The sequence below is a fragment of the Pantoea sp. Ap-870 genome (assembly GCF_011752515.1).
GTDB lineage: Bacteria > Pseudomonadota > Gammaproteobacteria > Enterobacterales > Enterobacteriaceae > Pantoea > Pantoea dispersa.
Genome location: NZ_VWXG01000003.1, coordinates 150,775 through 169,340, shown reverse-complemented (window position 1 = coordinate 169,340; position 18,566 = coordinate 150,775). Strand labels below are relative to the sequence as shown.

The window sequence follows — 18,566 nt, the reverse complement described above, 5'->3', positions numbered from 1 at the left end:
GTTTTCTCCCTCTCCCCGTGGGAGAGGGCCGGGGTGAGGGCATCAGCGCGCACCCAACCTAAGACTTCACCACCCCATCCAGCCACGCCTGGAACCGCGCATAAGGCACATACAGTGCCACATCTTTAAACAGCGTTTTGCCGCTCTTATTATCATCAATCCGACTGCTATAGCCGACAATCACCCCGGCCAGCGTGTCGTCGCTGGCGTTATATACCGCGCCGCCGGACATGCCTTTCACCACGCCGGCATTGGCCGCCACCACTACGCAGCTGGCCTTATTCCAGTCATTGCTCAGCGTCGTATTGATCAGGTTTTTGCCGCTTGATGCCACCGGCAGCGCGGAGATAAAGCTGTACCCATACAGATTAACGTTGTCGCCGATATGGCTGTTGCGGAACTGCGGGGGCAGGTTGGCTTCTTTATTCGCATGATAAACCACGGCGATATCGCACTCCGGATGCCAGGCCTTCACCCGATACAGCGAATATTTGGCCACGTGCGCCGCCGTCAGGCTGTATTCGCGCGTCAGGGGGATAGTGGTGCCCAGCGCACCCATGCCGAGCACGGTGGGGATGCCGGTGACGGTCATATCGACGCGCCTGGCCGCTTCTGAGCTGTATTCATAGTGCCCGACCGAGCAGCCGCTTAAGCCGCCGATCGTCAGCGCGATGATCCATCGCATAACTCTGTCCCCCTGTTGTGTTGACGCCGCATTACCGGGCAATCCATTGGGGTATCGGCAATGTGCGACCATCCTTTACTGCCTGATTTAACGCCAGAAAGCGCCGTCGCTGTGACAGCGATCACAACCTGTTATCAAGCGTAGTCTGTTATCGCCGTCCTGTCTCAGTGATGCATAAGCGACACTTTTTAGCGCCGGGATTATTGCCGCGCAGGCAAAATAGCCTTGCGGCCGCCCGGGTGGTTGAGAGTCAGAGGCTGTGCTTTAATAGCAGACTGTGACGCAGTTCAAAAATAAACATCCCCGCACTGTCGGAGGGATACGCGTCTGTCTTAACCGTACGGCGTTCGTCGTGCGGCCCGCCTGCAAAATTATTTTGGGAGAGTGTGTTATGCCTGTTGCATTACTGGCGCTGGCGCTGAGTGCGTTCGCCATCGGCACCACGGAGTTCGTCATTATGGGGTTACTGCCGGAAGTGGCGGGTGACCTGCAGGTGTCGATTCCTTCTGCGGGCTGGCTGATCAGCGGCTATGCGCTGGGCGTGGCCATCGGCGCGCCAATCATGGCGCTGCTGACCGCGAAACTGCCGCGTAAACGTACCCTGATTCTGCTGATGATCATCTTCATCATCGGCAACGTACTCTGTGCGCTGGCTTATACCTATAACCTGCTGATGCTGGCGCGCGTTATTACCGCGTTGTGTCACGGTGCGTTCTTCGGCATCGGTTCAGTGGTCGCGGCCAGCCTGGTGGCGCCGAGCCGTCAGGCGTCGGCGGTGGCGCTGATGTTTACCGGTCTGACGCTGGCCAACGTACTGGGCGTGCCGCTCGGCACCTGGTTTGGTCAGCTGTTTGGCTGGCGCGCCACCTTCTGGGGCGTGGCGATTATTGGCATCCTCGCGTTCATCGCGCTGATTGTCAGCCTGCCGACCAACAAAGATGAAAAACCGGTGCACCTGGCGAGCGAAATCAGCGCGCTGGCCAACGGCAAACTGTGGCTGTCGCTGCTGATGACGGTGTGTTTTGCCGCCGCGATGTTTGCGCTGTTCAGCTACATTGCGCCGCTGCTGCTGCAGGTGACCGGCATCAGCGATCGCGGTGTCAGCTGGACGCTGTTCCTGATTGGCGCTGGCCTGACGGTGGGTAACATTGTTGGCGGAAAACTGGCGGACTGGAAAGTGTCGTTCAGCCTGATCCTCAGCTTTTCGCTGATCGCCGTGTTCTCGCTGCTGTTCAGCTGGACCAGCCATGCGCTGTGGCTGGCAGAGATAACCCTGTTCCTGTGGGCGATGGCGACCTTCGCCACCGTGCCGGGCCTGCAAATCAACGTGGTGCGCCACGGCAAAGACGCGCCGAACCTGGTGTCGACGCTCAACATCTCGGCCTTCAACGTCGGTAACGCACTTGGTGCGTGGGTGGGCGGCGCAGTGATCGACAAAGGCTATGGCCTGACGGCGGTGCCGGTCGCGGCAGCAGCGCTGGCGGCAGCGGGCTTAGTGGTTTGTCTGCTGACCTTCCGCAAATCGGGCGGTCAGCGCGAGACGGTGCGCGCTTAAGCCAGCCGCTGGGCGATGCGCTGCGGAAAGGTGGCCACCTGCTGCTGCAGGTGGTCGCAGAAGTGATCGACCAGCGCCGATGCCGGCCGATGCTGTGGCCGCACCAGGCTCACCGTGAACGGCACGGCAATACTGAAGCGGCGCATCACCACGCCGCTGTCGGCGTAATCCAGCGCCGTCAGCGGATTAACAATCGAAATACCCACCCCGGCGCGCACCATCGCGCACACCGACGCGGCGCTGTGCGTCTCCAGCACCAGCCGCCGCTCCACCTGCTGCTCATGGAACAGCGCATCCAGCAACTGACGATAGCTATCGCTGCGCGACAGGCTGACATAGTTTTCACCGTGAAAATCCTGCGGCGTCAGCACCGCCCGCTGACACAGCGGATGCTGCGGCGGCAGCACGCACACTTCATCACAGGTCAGCAGTGCCAGGCGTTCAGTCCCGGCGGGTGCATGCTGGGTTTCGGTCAGACCGAGATCGTAGCGCTGCGCCGACAGCCACTCCTCCAGCAGCGGCGACTCCTGCGGAATAATATTCAGGCTCACCTGCGGATAGCGCTGTAAAAACGGCTGCAGCAGCGGCGGTAACAGCGACTGGGAAAAAACCGGCAGGCAGGCGATGGACAGCTCGCCCTGGCGGAAATTGCGCAGCCCTTCGGCGGCATCCATGATGCGATCCAGACCGTACCACGAGCGCTGCACCTCTTCGTACAGCCGCAGCCCCTGCACGGTGGGCTGCAGACGGCCGCGCACCCGCTCAAACAGCTGTAAGCCCAGCTGCTGTTCCAGCCGCGCCAGTTCGCGGCTCACCGTTGGCTGCGAGGTATGCAGCAGCGTGGCAGCCTGGGTCAGATTGCCGCTGGTCATCACCGCGTGAAAGATTTCGATATGCCGCCAGTTAATTTTTGCCATCGTCGCCTCCATGTCATCCATATCATATTTGCATAGCTGATGCTTAAACAGATATTTTTCTGCATCACTGTGCTGTGGCTAAATGACAGCAACGACTCAGGAGAATGCTCATGCCACGTCCACTTAACGATTCCCAGACGGCGCTTAACGCCACAAATCTGCTGCCGCTGGCGCAGCGCTACAGCGGCCCGTTCTGGGCTTACGATGCCGAAATCATTCAGCAGCGTATTGCGCAGCTCAGCGCGTTTGACGTGGTGCGCTTTGCGCAAAAGGCCTGCTCGAATATTCATATTCTGCGGCTGATGCGCGCTGCCGGCGTCAAGGTCGATTCGGTCTCGCTCGGCGAGATCGAACGTGCGCTGGCCGCCGGTTTTCAGCCGGGCGGCGAGGATATTGTGTTCACCGCCGATGTGCTGGACTCACCGACGCTGGCGCGCATCGCCGAGCTGAAGGTGCCGGTAAATGCCGGCTCCGTGGATATGCTGCATCAGCTCGGCGCGGTTTCGCCGGGTCACAGCGTCTGGCTGCGCATTAATCCGGGCTTTGGCCATGGTCACAGCCAGAAAACCAATACCGGTGGCGAAAACAGTAAGCACGGCATCTGGCACAGCGATCTGCCGCTGGCGCTGGCGGCGATTCAGCAGCATGGCCTGCAGCTGGTAGGTTTACATATGCACATCGGTTCCGGCGTCGATTACGGCCATCTGCAGCAGGTGTGCGACGCGATGGTCGATCAGGTAGTGGCCTTTGGCCAGGACCTGCAGGCCATCTCGGCGGGCGGCGGGCTGTCGATTCCTTACCGCTTTGGTGAGGAGGCGATAGATACGCAGCACTATTACGGGCTGTGGAACGGCGCGCGCGAGCGTATCGCGGCGCACCTCGGCCATGCGGTGAAGCTGGAGATCGAGCCGGGCCGTTTCCTGGTGGCAGAGTCGGGCGTACTGGTGTCGCAGGTGCGGGCGGTGAAGCAGATGGGCAGCCGTCACTTTGTGCTGGTGGATGCCGGTTTCAGCGATCTGATGCGTCCGTCGATGTACGGCAGCTATCACCATATTTCGCTGCTGCCTGCCGATGGCAGCGCGCCGGGTGAGGCGCATGTGGAGAGCGTGGTGGCCGGGCCGCTGTGTGAGTCGGGAGATGTGTTTACCCAGCTGGAAGGGGGCAAAGTGGAAACCCGCGCGCTGCCAGCGGCACAGGTCGGCGATTATCTGGTGTTCCATGATACCGGCGCTTACGGCGCATCAATGTCTTCCAACTACAACAGCCGTCCGCTGATCCCGGAAGTGCTGTTTGAGCAGGGCGTGCCGCGTGAGATTCGCCGTGTGCAGACCATTCAGGAACTGCTGGCGCTGGAGCTGAACTGATGCGCATCGTGCCGCTCAGCAGCGTGCCGCATCACGCCAGCCAGATCACCGACTGGCTGTGGCAGGCGTTTGGTGACGGCACCTCGCGCGCGTTTTACGACAGCATTGTACGTAGTAGCCTGAACGGTGCCGCGTTTCCGGTGACCTTTGTCGCGCTGGACGACGATGACGTGCCGCACGGCACGGCAGGGTTCTGGCGCTGCGATTTGATTAGCCGTCAGGATCTCTATCCGTGGGTTGCCGCGCTGTATGTGGATGAAGCGGCGCGCGGGCAGGGACTGAGCGCCGCCCTGCAGCAGCACGTGCTGGATTATGCCCGCCAGCGCGGCTATGCAACGGTGTGGCTGTGGTCGACGTTTGGCGGCTACTACGAGCGATTCGGCTGGCAGTATCAGTGTGATGCGCTGGAGTTTCCTGAGGTGCAGGTGAAGGTGTATTCGCAGGATTTATAGTGGGTTGGGTGCGCGCTGGCCCTCACCCCAACCCTCTCCCGCAAGCGGGAGAGGGGGCTGACCGCGCTCTCCTTGCCGCGCGCTCTGGAACGTTCTTCTCCCGTCAGGGCTGACCGCGCTCTGGAACGTTCCCTCTCCCTCAGGGAGAGGGTTAGGGTGAGGGAAAGCCCGCACCCGTTTAACCCGGTCCACCCACCGAATGCCGCCTGACCAGCGTCGGGCTAAACATATTGGTCACCTCCGGCAGCGCGGTGCCGTTGGCCAGCGCCAGCGCCAGCTGCGCGGCCTGCTGCGCCATGGTCACAATCGGATAGCGCACCGTGGTCAGGCGCGGACGCACGTAGCGCGACACCAGCACATCATCAAAGCCAATCAGCGACATCTCTTCCGGCACGCGAATGCCGTTGTCGCTCAGCACCGCAAGCGCACCGGCGGCCATCGAATCGTTGTAGCACGCCACCGCGCTCACCTGCTTGCCGCGTCCGAGCAGTTCCGTCATTGCCTGCTCGCCACCGACCTCATCCGGTTCTCCCCACGCCACCAGCCGGTCGTTGCACGGCAGACCGTGCTCCTTCAGCGCATCGTAGTAGCCCTGCAGCCGATCTTCGGCGTCAGAAATGGTGTGCGTCGAGCAGATAAAGGCGATCTGCGTATGACCCTGCTGAATCAGGTGGCGCGTGGCCAGCCAGGCGCCGTAGCGGTCATCCAGCGCAATGCAGCGTGACTCAAACCCCTGCAGCAGCCGGTTCAGCAGCACCATGCCTGGCACCTGCTTCATCAGCAGCTCTAAATCGTCATCGGGAATTTTCTTGGCGTGCACCACCAGCGCAGCACAGCGATGGCGCATCAGCTGTTCAATCGCCTGACGCTCTTTCTGCTCATTATGGTAACCGTTACCAATCAGCAGAAAGTTGCCGGTTTGCCCGGCGACTTCATCGACCGCTTTCACCATCGCGCCAAAAAACGGGTCTGACACATCGCCTACCACCAGCCCGAGCGTTTCGGTGGATTGCTGCGCCAGCGCGCGGGCATTGGCGTTCGGGTGATACTGCAGCTGTTCCATGGCCTGGGTAACGGCGAGGCGCGAACTCTCGCTGGCTTTGGGCGAATTATTGATGACGCGGGACACGGTCGCGACCGACACCCCCGCCATGCGGGCAACATCCTTAATAGTAGCCATGCAATGGTCGACATCCGGGAAAACGTTTACACATGCTCTCAGTGTTACGGAAAAGCCCGGCAGCCGCAACCCGCCAGAATGTCAGCGCTGTCGCAAAAGTGCGGAAAATCAGACGCTCACGGCGAGGCTTTAGTCCGGTAACGGCACCGTGCTATGCTGCCAGCCTGAATCACACCTGCCTGCCGGACCCATAACCATGAAAACTCGTGTGCCGCACCTTGCGCACTGGGGCGCGTTTACCGCCGTCACCGAAAATCAGCGCCTGATTGCCTGCGAACCTTTCTTCGCCGATGCCGATCCTTCCCCGATGATCCACACTATCCCTGAACTGGTGTACTCGGATAAACGCATCCGTCAGCCGATGGTGCGCCGTTCGTGGCTGAAGTCGCGTGAAAACAGCGATCGCACGCTGCGCGGCCGGGAAGATTTTGTCGCCGTGGACTGGGACACCGCGCTCGATCTGGTGGCGGAAGAGAACCGCCGGGTGCGCGACCGCTACGGCGCTTCCGGCATTTTCAACGGTTCGTACGGCTGGTCATCAGCCGGTCGCGTTAACCACGCGCGCACCCTGATTCGTCGCTTCTATTTCCAGGGCGGCGGTGGTGTTGATCAGCAGGGTAACTACAGCTGGGGCGCGGCACAGTTCTTTCTGCCGTACGTGATTGGCACTTATATGCCGCTCACCGGCCGCGTCACCGACTGGCCGCAGGTGGTGGAGCATGCAGAAATTTTCGTCGCCTTTGGCGGCCTGGCGCTGAAAAATGCGCAGGTGGCCTCCGGCGGCGCCGGCGAGCACAGCCTGAAACCGGCGCTGCAGCAGCTGAGCGCCAAAGGCACGCCGATCATTAACATCAGCCCGATGCGCGATGACTGCCCGGCATTCGTTAACGCCGAGTGGATTCCGATTCGCCCGAACACTGACGTGGCGCTGATGCTGGCGCTCGGCTATGAAATTACCCGCCGCAACGCGATCGATGAGGCTTTCCTCGCCAGCCACTGCACCGGCTGGCCGCAGCTGCGTGCCTATCTGCTGGGCGAAAGCGACGGCGTGGCAAAAACGCCCGCGTGGGCCAGTGCGATAACCGGCATCCCGGCGGCGCGTATCGCGCTGCTGGCGCAGCAGCTGGCGGGCAAACGCAGCTTCATCACCTGTGCTTATGCGGTGCAGCGCGCCCATCGCGGCGAGCAGCCGTACTGGATGATGATTGCGCTCTCGTCGATGCTGGGCCAGCCGGGACTGCCGGGCGGCGGCTTCTCTTTTGGTCATGGCTCAATGAACAGCGTCGGCAATCCGCGCCAGGAAGGCCCGGCGCCGCTGATGAGCACCGGCCCGAATCCGGCGAATCTGTCGATCCCGGTGGCGCGCATCAGCGACATGCTGCTCAATCCCGGCCAGCCGTATGCGTTTCAGGGCGAGACGCTGCACTATCCCGACATTCATCTGGTGCACTGGGCAGGCGGCAATCCGTTCCACCATCACCAGCAGCTCAACCGGCTGGTCGAGGGCTGGCAGCGCCCGGATACGGTCATCGTGCAGGATATCGTCTGGACGCCCGCGGCGCAGATGGCGGACATCGTGCTGCCGGCCACCACCACGCTGGAGCGCAACGACATTGGCGGCTCCTCGCGTGACCGCTTCGTGCTGGCGATGCACCAGGCGATTAAACCGCAGCATCAGGCGCGCAACGACTTTGATATCTTTGCTGACTTGGCCGATCGCCTTGGCTACCGCGAGCGCTTTACCGAAGGACGCAACGAGATGCAGTGGATTGAGCATCTTTACCAGCAGTGCGCGCAGGCGCATGCGCAGCTGGACATCGCGTTCCCGGAGTTCGAGGCATTCTGGCAGCGCGGTTTTGTTGAGATTCCGCAGGGCGGCAAGCCGTACGTGTTTATGGATGATTTCCGCGCCGATCCGCAGGCGCATCCGATTCACACCGCCAGCGGCAAAATTGAGCTGTTTTGCCAGACCATCGCCGATTACCAGCTGGCGGATTTCGCCGGGCATCCGGAGTGGCGCGCGCCGCAGGAGTGGCTTGGCGCAGCGCTCAGCGCGCAGTTCCCGCTGCACATGATTTCGGTGCAGCCTGCGGATCGCCTGCACAGCCAGCTGGATGCCACCGCCACGGTGCAGGCCGGCAAAACTGCCGGTCACGAAACGCTGTATATGCACGTTGACGACGCCGCCGCGCGCGGTATCAGCGACGGCGATGAGATTGAAGTGAGCAACGCGCGTGGCCGTATGCTGGCTGGTGTCCGCCTGACGGACGGCCTGACGCCCGGCGTGGTGATCATCGCCACCGGTGCCTGGTTCGATCCCGGTTTTGGCAAAGCGTGGCAGCCGTGGGACCGCGCCGGCAACCCTAACGTGCTGACGCTCGACATCGGGACCTCGTCGTTAACTCAGGGACCAAACGCCATGAGCTGCCTGGTGGAAATCAAAAAACACGCCAGTTGCACAATCGGCTAACAATCTCACCGCTGGTTACATTTTGCCGGTAACTGTTGCGTTTGAGTGATAGTTTCTGCGCTGAGCAACTTGCTACAGTCAGGGTCCCAGAGGTATTGATGGGTGAACATCAACAGTTTTCTTGATTACACCGACCTGCGCAGATGCGCAGGTTTTTTTTGCCTGCGATCTGCCGGTGTGATGCGTCCCGTTGCGGTGACCTCAATCGGGCATAAACGAACTGATACATTGTTTTCCTGTCAACTCGCTTTACCTTTCTTTATAACTGCAGCTAACCCCTTTGGATTCATCTTTTATCGCAGCGGATCGCCATGCCCCCGATTAAAAAATTTCTGGGAAAAGACCAGATTAAAGCCCCGTTTAACCCGTTTCGTTTTCGTCTGATTTGTCTGGGCGTATTAGGCTGCATGGGCCTGCTGCTGGCGCGCGTCGGCGATCTGCAGCTGATCAATCATCCGATGCTGGAGCACGAGGCCGACCAGCGCTCGCTGCGGACCGTGACGCTGCCGACCAACCGTGGCACGCTGCTCGACCGCGACGGCCAGGCGCTGGCGCTCAGCGTGCCATCACGCGATATCATCGCCGATCCGCTGCGCGTGCTGGAGGCCAATCCCGATTTCACCAGCGCCAAATGGAGCTATCTGGCGGCGGCGCTGAATTTGCGACCGGACGAGTTGCGCGCGCAGATCACCGCCAATCCGAAAAAGCGCTTCCTCTATCTCGGGCGCAAAATCGAGCTGGGCATTGCCAAAGATATTGCTGAGCTGCATCTGAAAGGCATCAGTTCGGTGTATGACGACAGCCGTTTTTATCCGATGAGTGAAGCCGCGGCGCCGCTGATTGGCATCGTCGGGGCGGACAATAACGGGCTTAACGGGCTGGAGAAGGGCTTTGACCGGGTACTGCAGGGCGAGCCGGGTAAAGAGGTGTATCGCCAGGACGGGGACGGCAACATTATTGCGATGATCGATTACGAGCCGCCGAAGCAGCCGCCGACGGTGCAGCTCAGCATCGATAAGTTTGACCAGTTTACGCTGTACAGCAAGCTGCGCGACGGCGTGCTGCTCAACAAGGCCGATTCGGGCGCGGCGGTGCTGGTGAAGATCGACACCGGCGAGATCCTCGCTATGGCGTCTTATCCTTCGTTCAACCCCAACAATTATGACAACGCCACGCCGGCGCAAATGCGCAATACCGCCATCAACGACAGCTACGAGCCCGGTTCGACGGTGAAACCGCTGGTGGTGATGGAAGGGCTGCAGCGTCATCTGGTGCGCCCCGATTCGGTGATCGACACCACGCCCTACAGCGTCAACGGCCACCTGATTCGCGATGTTGGCCACTGGCCACGCCTGACCATGACCGGCATTTTGCAGAAATCCAGCGACATCGGCGTGTCGCACATCGCGCTGGCAATGCCGGCGGAAGCGCTGGTGAACACCTATCAGGCGTTTGGTCTCGGCAAGCCGACCGGGCTGGGGCTGACCGGTGAGAGCGTGGGCTACTTCCCGCTGCATCGCCAGCGCTGGGCGGACATCGAGCGCGCCACCTTTTCGTTCGGTTACGGTCTGCGCGTAACGCCGCTGCAGATTGCGCGTGAATACGCCACACTCGGTTCGTATGGCGTCTATCGCCCGCTGTCGATCACCAAAGTGACGCCACCGGTGCTGGGCAGGCAGGTGGCGGATCCGCAGATCGTGCAAACCGTGGTGCACATGCTGGAGAGTGACGTGCTGCCGGGCGGTACCGGGGTGAAAGCAGCGGTTCCGGGCTACCGGCTGGCGACCAAAACCGGTACCGCGGAGAAGATGGGCAGCAGCGGCAAATATGACGGCGGCTATGTCAACTACACCGCCGGCATCGCGCCGGCCAGCCATCCGGAAGTGGCGCTGGTGGTGATGATTAACCATCCTACCGCCGGCGATCACTTTGGCGGCTCGGTGGCCGCGCCGGTATTTGGCAACATCATGGGGCCGGTGCTGAAACACATGAACGTGGCACCAGACGCGATTTACAGTAAATCGGCATCAGATAAATCTTAACGAAATCAGGATGTAAACGCGCAGTCGAGCTTTTCACACCTCGTTGCATTTCGCCGAACTCCGTTGCGATTTGCGGCTGTTATCCGCGCCGCCATTGCGCGACGATAAAGGTCCCAGAGGTATTGATTGGTGTGAAGATCGGCTGCTGTGGCAGCGATACCCTTGTGGTATTCACCCTGTTCGGTTGCACCGACCCACGCGGATGCGTGGGTTTTTTTTGCCTGTAAGTTGTCCTCCTCTCCCGTTTATAGCGCCTGCGCGCGCCATCACCGGCCGCTGCCGGGCGCGGTTTAAATCCTGCATCTCTTAACAAAACGCTTACGGTTTGCGTATAGAAAACGTTCTGGCGATCCGCCGATAATGCGCGTCGTGATGATTTTCGCTGAAATAATCCCCTGCTTACCGGGGTTTTTACCCACACTTTTGCTGATCTGAAGACGCTGATGACTATCCATGCTCCCCGTTCTGGTTTCTCCCGCTGGCTGAAATGGCTGCTTGTGTTGCTGGTGCTGCTGATCGCGGCAGGCGTGATCTGGCGTGTGGCAGGCGGCAAGCGGGGCGCAGCACCCGGCGACCTGCCGCCAGGCGGTCATCGCGGCGCGGCACCGATGAGCGGCCCGGCAACGCTGGTGCACAGCGGCGTTGCCGCGACGGCCGACGTACCGGTGTACCTGAATGCGCTCGGCACGGTGATCCCCAACGCCAGCGTCACCGTCACCAGCCGCGTGGCCGGGCAGTTGCAGCAGGTGTTCTTTACTGAAGGGCAGAAAGTCAGCGCCGGTCAGCTGCTGGCGCAGATCGATCCGCGCAGTTATCAGGCGACGCTGGCGCAGTATCAGGGCGATCTCAGCCAGAACCAGGCGCTACTGCACAGTGCGCAACTGACGCTGGCACGCTACAAAAAGCTGGCGGCGCAGGACTCGCTGTCGCGCCAGGATCTGGATAGCCAGATTGCTACCGTCGGCCAGTATCAGGGCGCGGTGGCGGCGGATCAGGCGCAAATCGCCAGCGCAAAACTGGATATTGAGTATGCCCGCATCACCTCGCCGATCAGCGGCCGCGTAGGCCTGCGGCTGGTCGATCCGGGCAATATGGTGCAGACCAGCGACACCACCGGCATTGTGGTGGTGACGCAAATGCAGCCTGCCGCCGTGACGTTCAGCGTGCCGCAAAGTTACATCGCGCAGCTGACGCGCGCCCTGCGCAACGGCCAGAGCCTGCCCGCGACGGCCTTCGATCAGGACAACAGCAGCGTACTGGCGCAGGGTGAGGTGAAGTACATCAGCAATCAGATCGATACCAGCACCGGCACCATCGAACTGAAAGCCAGCTTTCCTAACCAGGACGAAGCGCTGTTTGCCAACCAGTTCGTTAATCTGCGTCTGCAAACCGGCACGCTGAAAAACGCGACGGTGATTCCGGCGCAGGCGCTGCAGCTGAGCAGCGACGGGAGCTTTGTGTTTATTATCAACAAAGACAATAGCGTGACGCGCAAAGCGGTCACCACCGGACCGGCACTGGGGGAAGATCGTCAGGCGATCCTGCAGGGCGTGGCGCCAGGCGATCGTCTGGTGACCGAGGGGATCGATCGTCTGACTAACGGCAGCAAAGTCCAGCTGGCTGACGACAGCAAAAGTACCCAGCCATGAATCCGTCTCGTCTGTTTATCCTGCGCCCGGTGGCGACGATTCTGCTGATGATCGGCGTGCTGATCGCCGGCCTGTTCGCTTATCGCTTTCTCTCCACCTCGGCGCTGCCGCAGGTGGATTATCCGACCATTCAGGTTACCACCCTTTATCCTGGCGCCAGCCCGGACGTGATGGCCTCATCCGTGACCTCGCCGCTGGAGCGTCAGCTCGGTCAGATGGCCGGCCTCAGCCAGATGACGTCTGCCAGCTCAGGCGGATCATCGATTATCACCCTGAAGTTCAGCCTCGATCTGTCGCTTGACGTCGCCGAACAGGAAGTCCAGGCGGCAATCAACGCAGCGAATAATCTGTTACCGGACGATCTGCCCAATCCGCCGACGTATAAAAAGGTCAATCCGGCCGACAGTGCAGTGATCACGCTGGCCGCCAGTTCCGACACGCTGCCGCTGACTGAGGTGCAGGATCTGGTGAACACCCGCGTGGCGCTGAAGCTGTCGCAAATCAACGGTGTGGGGATGGTGACCCTGGCGGGCGGCAATCAGCCGGCGATTCGCGTGCAGATGGATCCAAAAGCGCTGGCGGCGCACAAGCTGTCGCTGGAAGACGTCAATACGCTGATCGCCAACAGCAATGTCAACGGTTCGAAAGGCGGCTTCGACGGCAAATATCACTCGGTGACCATCGACGCCAACGACCAGCTGCGCACCGCAGCCGAATACGGCAATCTGATTCTCACCTGGCAGAACGGTGCGGCGCTGCGGCTGAAAGATATCGCCCATATCGAACAGGGGCCGGAGAATCGCTTTCAGTCGGCGTGGGCCAATAACCGTCCGGCGATTGTCATCAGCGTGCAGCGCCAGCCCGGCGCCAACGTCATTCAGGTGGTGGATAGCATTAAAAAGCAGCTGCCCGTACTGCAGGCGGCGCTGCCGGATGGCGTGAAAATGCGTGTGCTTGCCGATCGCACGCAGACCATCCGCGCCTCGATCAGCGACGTGCAGTTTGAACTGATGCTGTCGATCGCACTGGTGGTGATGGTGACCTTCCTGTTTCTGCGCAACGTGGCGGCGACGCTGATTCCCAGCGTGGCAGTACCGCTGTCGCTGATTGGCACCTTTGGCGTGATGTATCTCGCCGATTTCAGCCTCAACAACCTGTCGCTGATGGCGCTGACCATCGCCACCGGGTTTGTCATTGATGACGCGATTGTGGTGGTGGAGAACATTTCGCGCCGGCTGGAGCAGGGCGAAACGCCGATGCAGGCCGCGCTGAAAGGCTCGCAGCAGATTGGCTTCACCATCATTTCCCTCACGTTTTCCCTGATTGCGGTCCTGATTCCGCTGCTGTTTATGGGTGATGTGGTTGGACGGCTGTTCCGCGAATTCGCCATCACCCTGGCCGTCTCGATTCTGGTGTCGATGGTGGTGTCGCTGACGCTGACGCCGATGCTGTGTGCCTGGCTGTTAAGGCATATTCCGGAGTCGCAACAGTCACGCTTTGCGCGCAAAGGCGGCGAGCTGTTTGACAAACTGGTACGCGGCTATGACCGCCTGCTCAGCGTAGTGCTCAACCATCAGAAGCTGACGCTGCTGGTGGCGCTGGCAACCTTTGCACTCACCGCGCTGCTGTATCTGGCCATCCCGAAAGGGTTCTTTCCCACCCAGGATACCGGGCTGATTCAGGGGGTGACCGTGGCGTCGCAGGATGTCTCCTTCACGGCGATGGCGCAGCGTCAGCAGGCGCTGGCAACGGTGATCCTGCAAAATCCGGCGGTCGAGAGTGTGTCCTCAACCATTGGTATCGACGGCAATAACACCAGCCTCAATAGCGGGCGCCTGCAGATCAACCTGAAAGCGTTTGACCAGCGCGACGTCAAAGCCGATGAGGTGATTGCGCAGCTACAGCAGGCGGCGCGCCAGGTCGCCGGCATTCAGCTTTATCTGCAGCCAGCACAGGACCTGACGGTCAACGATCAGGTGACGCCGAGCCAGTACCAGTTCACCCTTGATGATGCCGACAGCGAAAACCTGGTGCGCTGGACGCCGCAGCTGATAGCTGCGCTGCAGCAGCGCCCGGAGTTTAATGGCGTGGTCAGCAACCTGCAGGATCAGGGGCGCGTGGCCTATGTGGAGCTGAACCGCGATAAAGCGGCGCGCTACGGCATCACGGCAGCTGACGTCGATACCGCGTTGTACAACAGCTTTGGTCAGCGGCTGGTTTCCACCATTTTTACCCAGGCGAACCAGTATCGCGTGGTGCTGGAAGTGGCGCCGCAGTATCAGCAGTCGCCGGCGTCATTTGATGACGTTTATCTGCCGGTGAGCAGCAGTGCATCAACCAGCAGCGACAGCGACAGTGAGACCACCACCAGCGGCATGGTGAAACTCACCGCCATCGCCAGCGTGCATGCGCGGACCGGAGCGCTGATGCACATGCGCCTGAATCAGTTCCCGGCGGTGATGGTGTCGTTCAATCTTAACCCCGGTTATTCGCTGGAGGAGGGGCAGCGGGCGATTGCGCAGGTCACGCAGCAGCTTAAACTGCCCGCCAGCATAACGCTGCGCTATCAGGGTGAAACCGCGGCGTTTCAGAGCGCCACCGGCAACACGCTGTGGCTGATTCTGGCGGCGCTGATCACCATGTACGTGGTGCTGGGCATTCTGTATGAGAGCTTTATCCATCCGGTGACCATTCTCTCCACGCTGCCGTCGGCGGCGGTCGGGGCGCTGCTGACGCTGATGCTGGCGGGCAGCGAATTCAGCCTGATCGCGCTGATTGGCGTCATTCTGCTGATTGGCATCGTTAAAAAGAACGCCATTATGATGATCGACTTCGCGCTGGAGGCGCAGCATAAGCAGCATATGACGCCGCGCGAAGCGATCCATCAGGCCTGCCTGCTGCGCTTCCGGCCGATTCTGATGACCACCATGGCGGCGCTGCTCGGGGCGCTGCCGCTGATGCTGGCCTCCGGCTCCGGTGCTGAACTGCGTCAGCCGCTCGGGCTGGTGATTGTTGGTGGCCTGCTGGTGAGCCAGGTGCTGACGCTGTTCTCCACCCCGGTGATCTATCTGTGGTTTGATGGGCTGGCGCAGCGCGGTAAGCGCTACGTGCAGCGCCGGCAGCAGCAGGCGCGGGGCGAGCCATGAACATCACCCGGCTGTTTATCTTTCGCCCGGTTGCCACGCTGCTGCTGACGCTGGCGATCCTGCTGCTCGGGGCGCTGGGCTACCGGCTGCTGCCCGTCGCGCCGCTGCCGCAGGTGGATTTTCCTACCATCATGGTCAGCGCCAGCCTGGCCGGTGCCAGCCCGGAAACCATGGCGGCCACGGTGGCGACGCCGCTGGAGCGTTCGCTCGGCCAGATTGCCGGTGTGACGGAGATGACGTCGACCAGCTCGCAGGGCTCGACCAGCGTGATACTGCAGTTTGAACTTGACCGCGATATCAATGGCGCGGCGCGCGACGTACAGGCGGCGATAAACGCGGCGCGCAGCCTGTTACCGAGTGCTATGGAGTCGCTGCCGACCTATCGCAAAGCGAATCCCTCGGACGCGCCGATTGTGATGCTGGCGCTTACCTCCGCCACGCGCACGCCGGGTGAACTGTATGACCTCGCCGAAAGCAAAATTGAACAGGCGATGGGGCAGGTCAGGGGCGTAGGCGAGGTGTCGCTGATGGGCAGCGCGCTGCCGGCGGTCCGCATCGATCTGCAGCCGCAACAGCTGACGCACTATGGCATAGCGCTGGATACGGTGCGCAGCGCCGTATCCAGCAGCACCACCAATCTGCCGAAAGGCATGCTGCAGGGCAGCAGCCAGTCCTGGATGGTGGACGGTAACGGCCAGCTGGACAAAGCGGCACAGTACCGCGACCTGATAGTCAGCTACCACGCGGGTAAGGCGGTGCGACTGCATGACGTCGCCACGGTGTATGACTCGGTGGAGGATCAGTATCAGGCCGGCTTTCTCAATTCACAGCCGTCGGTGATGATCGCCATCAAGCGTCAGGCCGGCGCTAACATGCTCGACACCATTGACGCCATCAAAGCGCAGCTGCCACAGCTGGAGAAAGATCTGCCTGCCGATACCCAGCTCAAAGTGGTGGTAGACCGTTCGCCAACGGTGCGCGCCTCCCTGTATGACACCGAAGAGACGCTGCTGGTGGCGATGCTGCTGGTGATTGCCGTGGTATTTGTCTTCCTGCGTAATCTGCAGGCGGTGGTGATTCCGGCGCTGGCGCTGCCGGTGTCGCTGATCGGCACCTGCGCGGTGATGTATCTGCTCGGCTACAGTCTCGATAACCTGTCGCTGATGGCGCTGATCATCGCCACGGGCTTTGTTGTTGATGACGCCATCGTGGTGCTGGAAAATATCACCCGGCACATCGAAGCCGGTCTGAGTCCGCTGCGTGCCGCCCTGCGCGGTGCCCATGAGGTGAGCTTTACGGTGCTGTCGATGACGGTGTCGCTGGTGGCGGTGTTTATCCCGATTCTGCTAATGGGCAGTATTGTTGGCCGCCTGTTCCGGGAATTTGCGGTGACGCTGACGGTCTCGCTGCTGATCTCCATGTTTGTCTCGCTCAGCCTGACCCCGATGCTGTGCGCCCGGCTGCTGCGGCCGAAGCCGCAGGTCACCCGGCGGCCGCATCCGCTCTATCAGCTGATCGAAAATGCGCTCAACGCGCTGCTGGCCGCCTACGCGCGTGGCCTGGCGTGGGTGATGGCGCACCAGAAGATCACCCTGCTGAGTTTGCTGCTCACCGTGCTGCTCAATCTGTTTCTGTTTAGCGTGGTGCAAAAGGGCTTTTTCCCCAATCAGGACACCGGCCTGCTGATGGGCGCCCTGCGCGCTGACCAGAACATCTCCTTCCAGGCGATGAAGCCAAAGATGCTGGCGTTCACCAAAATCATTGAGGCCGATCCGGCGGTAGACAGCGTAATGTCGTCAATGGGCAGCGGCATGTTTGGCTCGCGCAATAGCGCCAACTTTTTTGTCCGGCTGAAAGATTTTGACCAGCGCAGCGCCAGCGCCACCGAAGTGGCTAACCGGCTGAGCCTGAAAACCCGCCATATTGCCGGGGCGCAGCTGTTCCTGATGGCCGCGCAGGATCTGCACATCGGCGGGCGCAGCGCCAACGCCACTTATCAGTACAGCCTGCAGGCTGACGATCTCGACCTGCTGCGCCGCTGGACGCCGAAAGTCCAGGCGGCGCTGGCCGCGATACCGCAACTCAACAGCGTGGACTCCGATGCGCAAACTGGCGGACAGGAGGTGGTGATCAACATCGATCGCGACCGCGCCACGCGGCTGGGCGTTAACGTGCAGATGCTGGACACGCTGCTGAACAATGCCTTTAGCCAGCGACAGATTGCCACGCTCTATCACACGCTCAATCAGTACCATGTGGTGATGGCCCTGCAGGACAGCGACACGCGCGATCCGGCCATGTTGCAACAACTGTATGTGATTAACGACAGCGGCGATCGCGTGCCGCTGGCGGCCTTTGCCCGCTTCAGCGGCGGCAACGCGCCGCTGTCGGTTGCGCATCAGGGCCAGTCAGCGACCAGCACCATCGCCTTCAACCTCAACGACGGCGTGTCGCTGGAGCAGGCGCAGACGCTGATTAAGCAAGCGATGGCACAGCTGGGGTTGCCCTCCAGCATTCAGGCGGGCTTTGCCGGCACCGCCGCGGCGTTCTCTCAGCTCACCGCCACCATGCCGTGGCTGATTATTGCGGCGCTGGCGGCGGTGTATATCGTCCTGGGCGTGCTGTATGAGAGTTACATTCACCCGCTGACCATTCTCTCCACGCTGCCGTCGGCAGGCGTCGGGGCGCTGCTGCTGTTGTTGCTGACCAATACGCAACTGACGGTGATTGCGCTGATCGGCATCATTTTGCTGATCGGTATCGTCAAGAAAAACGCCATCATGATGATCGATTTTGCCCTGCACGCCGAGCGCAGCCAGGGGCTGTCGCCGCAGCAGGCGATTACGCAGGCGTGCCTGATGCGCTTTCGGCCGATCATGATGACCACGCTGGCCGCCTTCTTCGGCGCTCTGCCGCTGGCGCTGGGCAGCGGTGGCGACGCTGATTTACGCAGTCCGCTGGGGATTGCGATTGCCGGCGGTCTGGCCCTGAGCCAGCTGCTGACCCTGTTTACCACGCCAGTGGTCTATCTCTGGCTGGATCGTCTCAGCCGCGCCACCCAGCGTCAGTGGCGGCGCGTGCGTCATGTGGAATCCTGATTGATGAA

The 18,566-nt window shown here is 61.1% G+C and carries 11 protein-coding genes; 8 read left to right on the top strand and 3 right to left on the bottom strand.

Features of this window, described 5'->3' with window-relative positions; translation table 11 throughout:
- Positions 1 to 58: 58 nt before the first annotated feature.
- Positions 59 to 685: a serine protease gene (locus F3J41_RS09970; protein WP_152390497.1), complete on the bottom strand. Its 627-nt coding sequence runs from the start codon at positions 683 to 685 to the stop codon at positions 59 to 61.
- 391 nt (positions 686 to 1,076) lie between these two features.
- On the opposite strand from F3J41_RS09970, the gene F3J41_RS09965 reads away from it, so the two are divergent.
- Positions 1,077 to 2,240, top strand: coding sequence for an MFS transporter (locus F3J41_RS09965; protein ID WP_021506684.1), 1,164 nt, complete (start codon positions 1,077 to 1,079; stop codon positions 2,238 to 2,240).
- Here F3J41_RS09965 and F3J41_RS09960 read toward each other — a convergent pair.
- Positions 2,237 to 3,157: a LysR family transcriptional regulator gene (locus F3J41_RS09960; protein ID WP_021506685.1), complete on the bottom strand. Its 921-nt coding sequence runs from the start codon at positions 3,155 to 3,157 to the stop codon at positions 2,237 to 2,239. The two genes, F3J41_RS09965 and F3J41_RS09960, sit on opposite strands and share 4 nt — an antisense overlap.
- 110 nt (positions 3,158 to 3,267) lie before the next feature.
- Between F3J41_RS09960 and lysA the strand changes: the two genes are divergently transcribed.
- Both lysA and F3J41_RS09950 read left to right on the top strand, forming a co-directional pair.
- Positions 3,268 to 4,521, top strand: a complete 1,254-nt coding sequence (lysA, locus tag F3J41_RS09955; protein WP_166710955.1) for a diaminopimelate decarboxylase — start codon at positions 3,268 to 3,270, stop codon at positions 4,519 to 4,521.
- Positions 4,521 to 4,973: a GNAT family N-acetyltransferase gene (locus F3J41_RS09950; protein WP_166710953.1), complete on the top strand. Its 453-nt coding sequence runs from the start codon at positions 4,521 to 4,523 to the stop codon at positions 4,971 to 4,973. Before lysA ends, F3J41_RS09950 begins: the two co-directional genes overlap by 1 nt.
- A 178-nt stretch (positions 4,974 to 5,151) precedes the next feature.
- Here the strand turns inward: F3J41_RS09950 and galR are convergent, their stop codons facing one another.
- Positions 5,152 to 6,153, bottom strand: coding sequence for an HTH-type transcriptional regulator GalR (gene galR, locus F3J41_RS09945; protein WP_031279486.1), 1,002 nt, complete (start codon positions 6,151 to 6,153; stop codon positions 5,152 to 5,154).
- A gap of 196 nt (positions 6,154 to 6,349) precedes the next feature.
- Here galR and F3J41_RS09940 point away from each other — a divergent pair, with 196 nt between their 5' ends.
- From F3J41_RS09940 to F3J41_RS09920, 5 genes are all read left to right on the top strand, one after another.
- The gene (locus tag F3J41_RS09940; protein WP_166710951.1) at positions 6,350 to 8,623 is read left to right on the top strand and encodes a molybdopterin-dependent oxidoreductase; all 2,274 of its coding nucleotides are present in this window, start codon (positions 6,350 to 6,352) and stop codon (positions 8,621 to 8,623) included.
- Positions 8,624 to 8,934: 311 nt separating this feature from the next.
- Entirely contained in the window at positions 8,935 to 10,665 is a 1,731-nt protein-coding gene (locus F3J41_RS09935; protein ID WP_166710949.1) for a penicillin-binding transpeptidase domain-containing protein, read from the top strand.
- A gap of 443 nt (positions 10,666 to 11,108) precedes the next feature.
- Entirely contained in the window at positions 11,109 to 12,314 is a 1,206-nt protein-coding gene (locus tag F3J41_RS09930; protein ID WP_166710947.1) for an MdtA/MuxA family multidrug efflux RND transporter periplasmic adaptor subunit, read from the top strand.
- A complete protein-coding gene (locus tag F3J41_RS09925; RefSeq protein WP_166710945.1) occupies positions 12,311 to 15,460 on the top strand; it encodes a multidrug efflux RND transporter permease subunit in 3,150 nt (1,049 codons plus the stop codon). Before F3J41_RS09930 ends, F3J41_RS09925 begins: the two co-directional genes overlap by 4 nt.
- Positions 15,457 to 18,558 (top strand): efflux RND transporter permease subunit, encoded by a 3,102-nt coding sequence (locus F3J41_RS09920; protein ID WP_166710943.1) that lies wholly within the window; start codon positions 15,457 to 15,459, stop codon positions 18,556 to 18,558. Before F3J41_RS09925 ends, F3J41_RS09920 begins: the two co-directional genes overlap by 4 nt.
- Positions 18,559 to 18,566 lie beyond the last annotated feature (8 nt).

What these genes read in the sequence shown, in the direction of transcription:
- F3J41_RS09970 (WP_152390497.1), bottom strand. Translation starts at nt 685, where the DNA reads ATGCGATGGATCATCGCGCTGACGATCGGCGGCTTAAGCGGCTGCTCG.
- F3J41_RS09965 (WP_021506684.1), top strand. Translation starts at nt 1,077, where the DNA reads ATGCCTGTTGCATTACTGGCGCTGGCGCTGAGTGCGTTCGCCATCGGC.
- F3J41_RS09960 (WP_021506685.1), bottom strand. Translation starts at nt 3,157, where the DNA reads ATGGCAAAAATTAACTGGCGGCATATCGAAATCTTTCACGCGGTGATG.
- lysA (WP_166710955.1), top strand. Translation starts at nt 3,268, where the DNA reads ATGCCACGTCCACTTAACGATTCCCAGACGGCGCTTAACGCCACAAAT.
- F3J41_RS09950 (WP_166710953.1), top strand. Translation starts at nt 4,521, where the DNA reads ATGCGCATCGTGCCGCTCAGCAGCGTGCCGCATCACGCCAGCCAGATC.
- galR (WP_031279486.1), bottom strand. Translation starts at nt 6,153, where the DNA reads ATGGCTACTATTAAGGATGTTGCCCGCATGGCGGGGGTGTCGGTCGCG.
- F3J41_RS09940 (WP_166710951.1), top strand. Translation starts at nt 6,350, where the DNA reads ATGAAAACTCGTGTGCCGCACCTTGCGCACTGGGGCGCGTTTACCGCC.
- F3J41_RS09935 (WP_166710949.1), top strand. Translation starts at nt 8,935, where the DNA reads ATGCCCCCGATTAAAAAATTTCTGGGAAAAGACCAGATTAAAGCCCCG.
- F3J41_RS09930 (WP_166710947.1), top strand. Translation starts at nt 11,109, where the DNA reads ATGACTATCCATGCTCCCCGTTCTGGTTTCTCCCGCTGGCTGAAATGG.
- F3J41_RS09925 (WP_166710945.1), top strand. Translation starts at nt 12,311, where the DNA reads ATGAATCCGTCTCGTCTGTTTATCCTGCGCCCGGTGGCGACGATTCTG.
- F3J41_RS09920 (WP_166710943.1), top strand. Translation starts at nt 15,457, where the DNA reads ATGAACATCACCCGGCTGTTTATCTTTCGCCCGGTTGCCACGCTGCTG.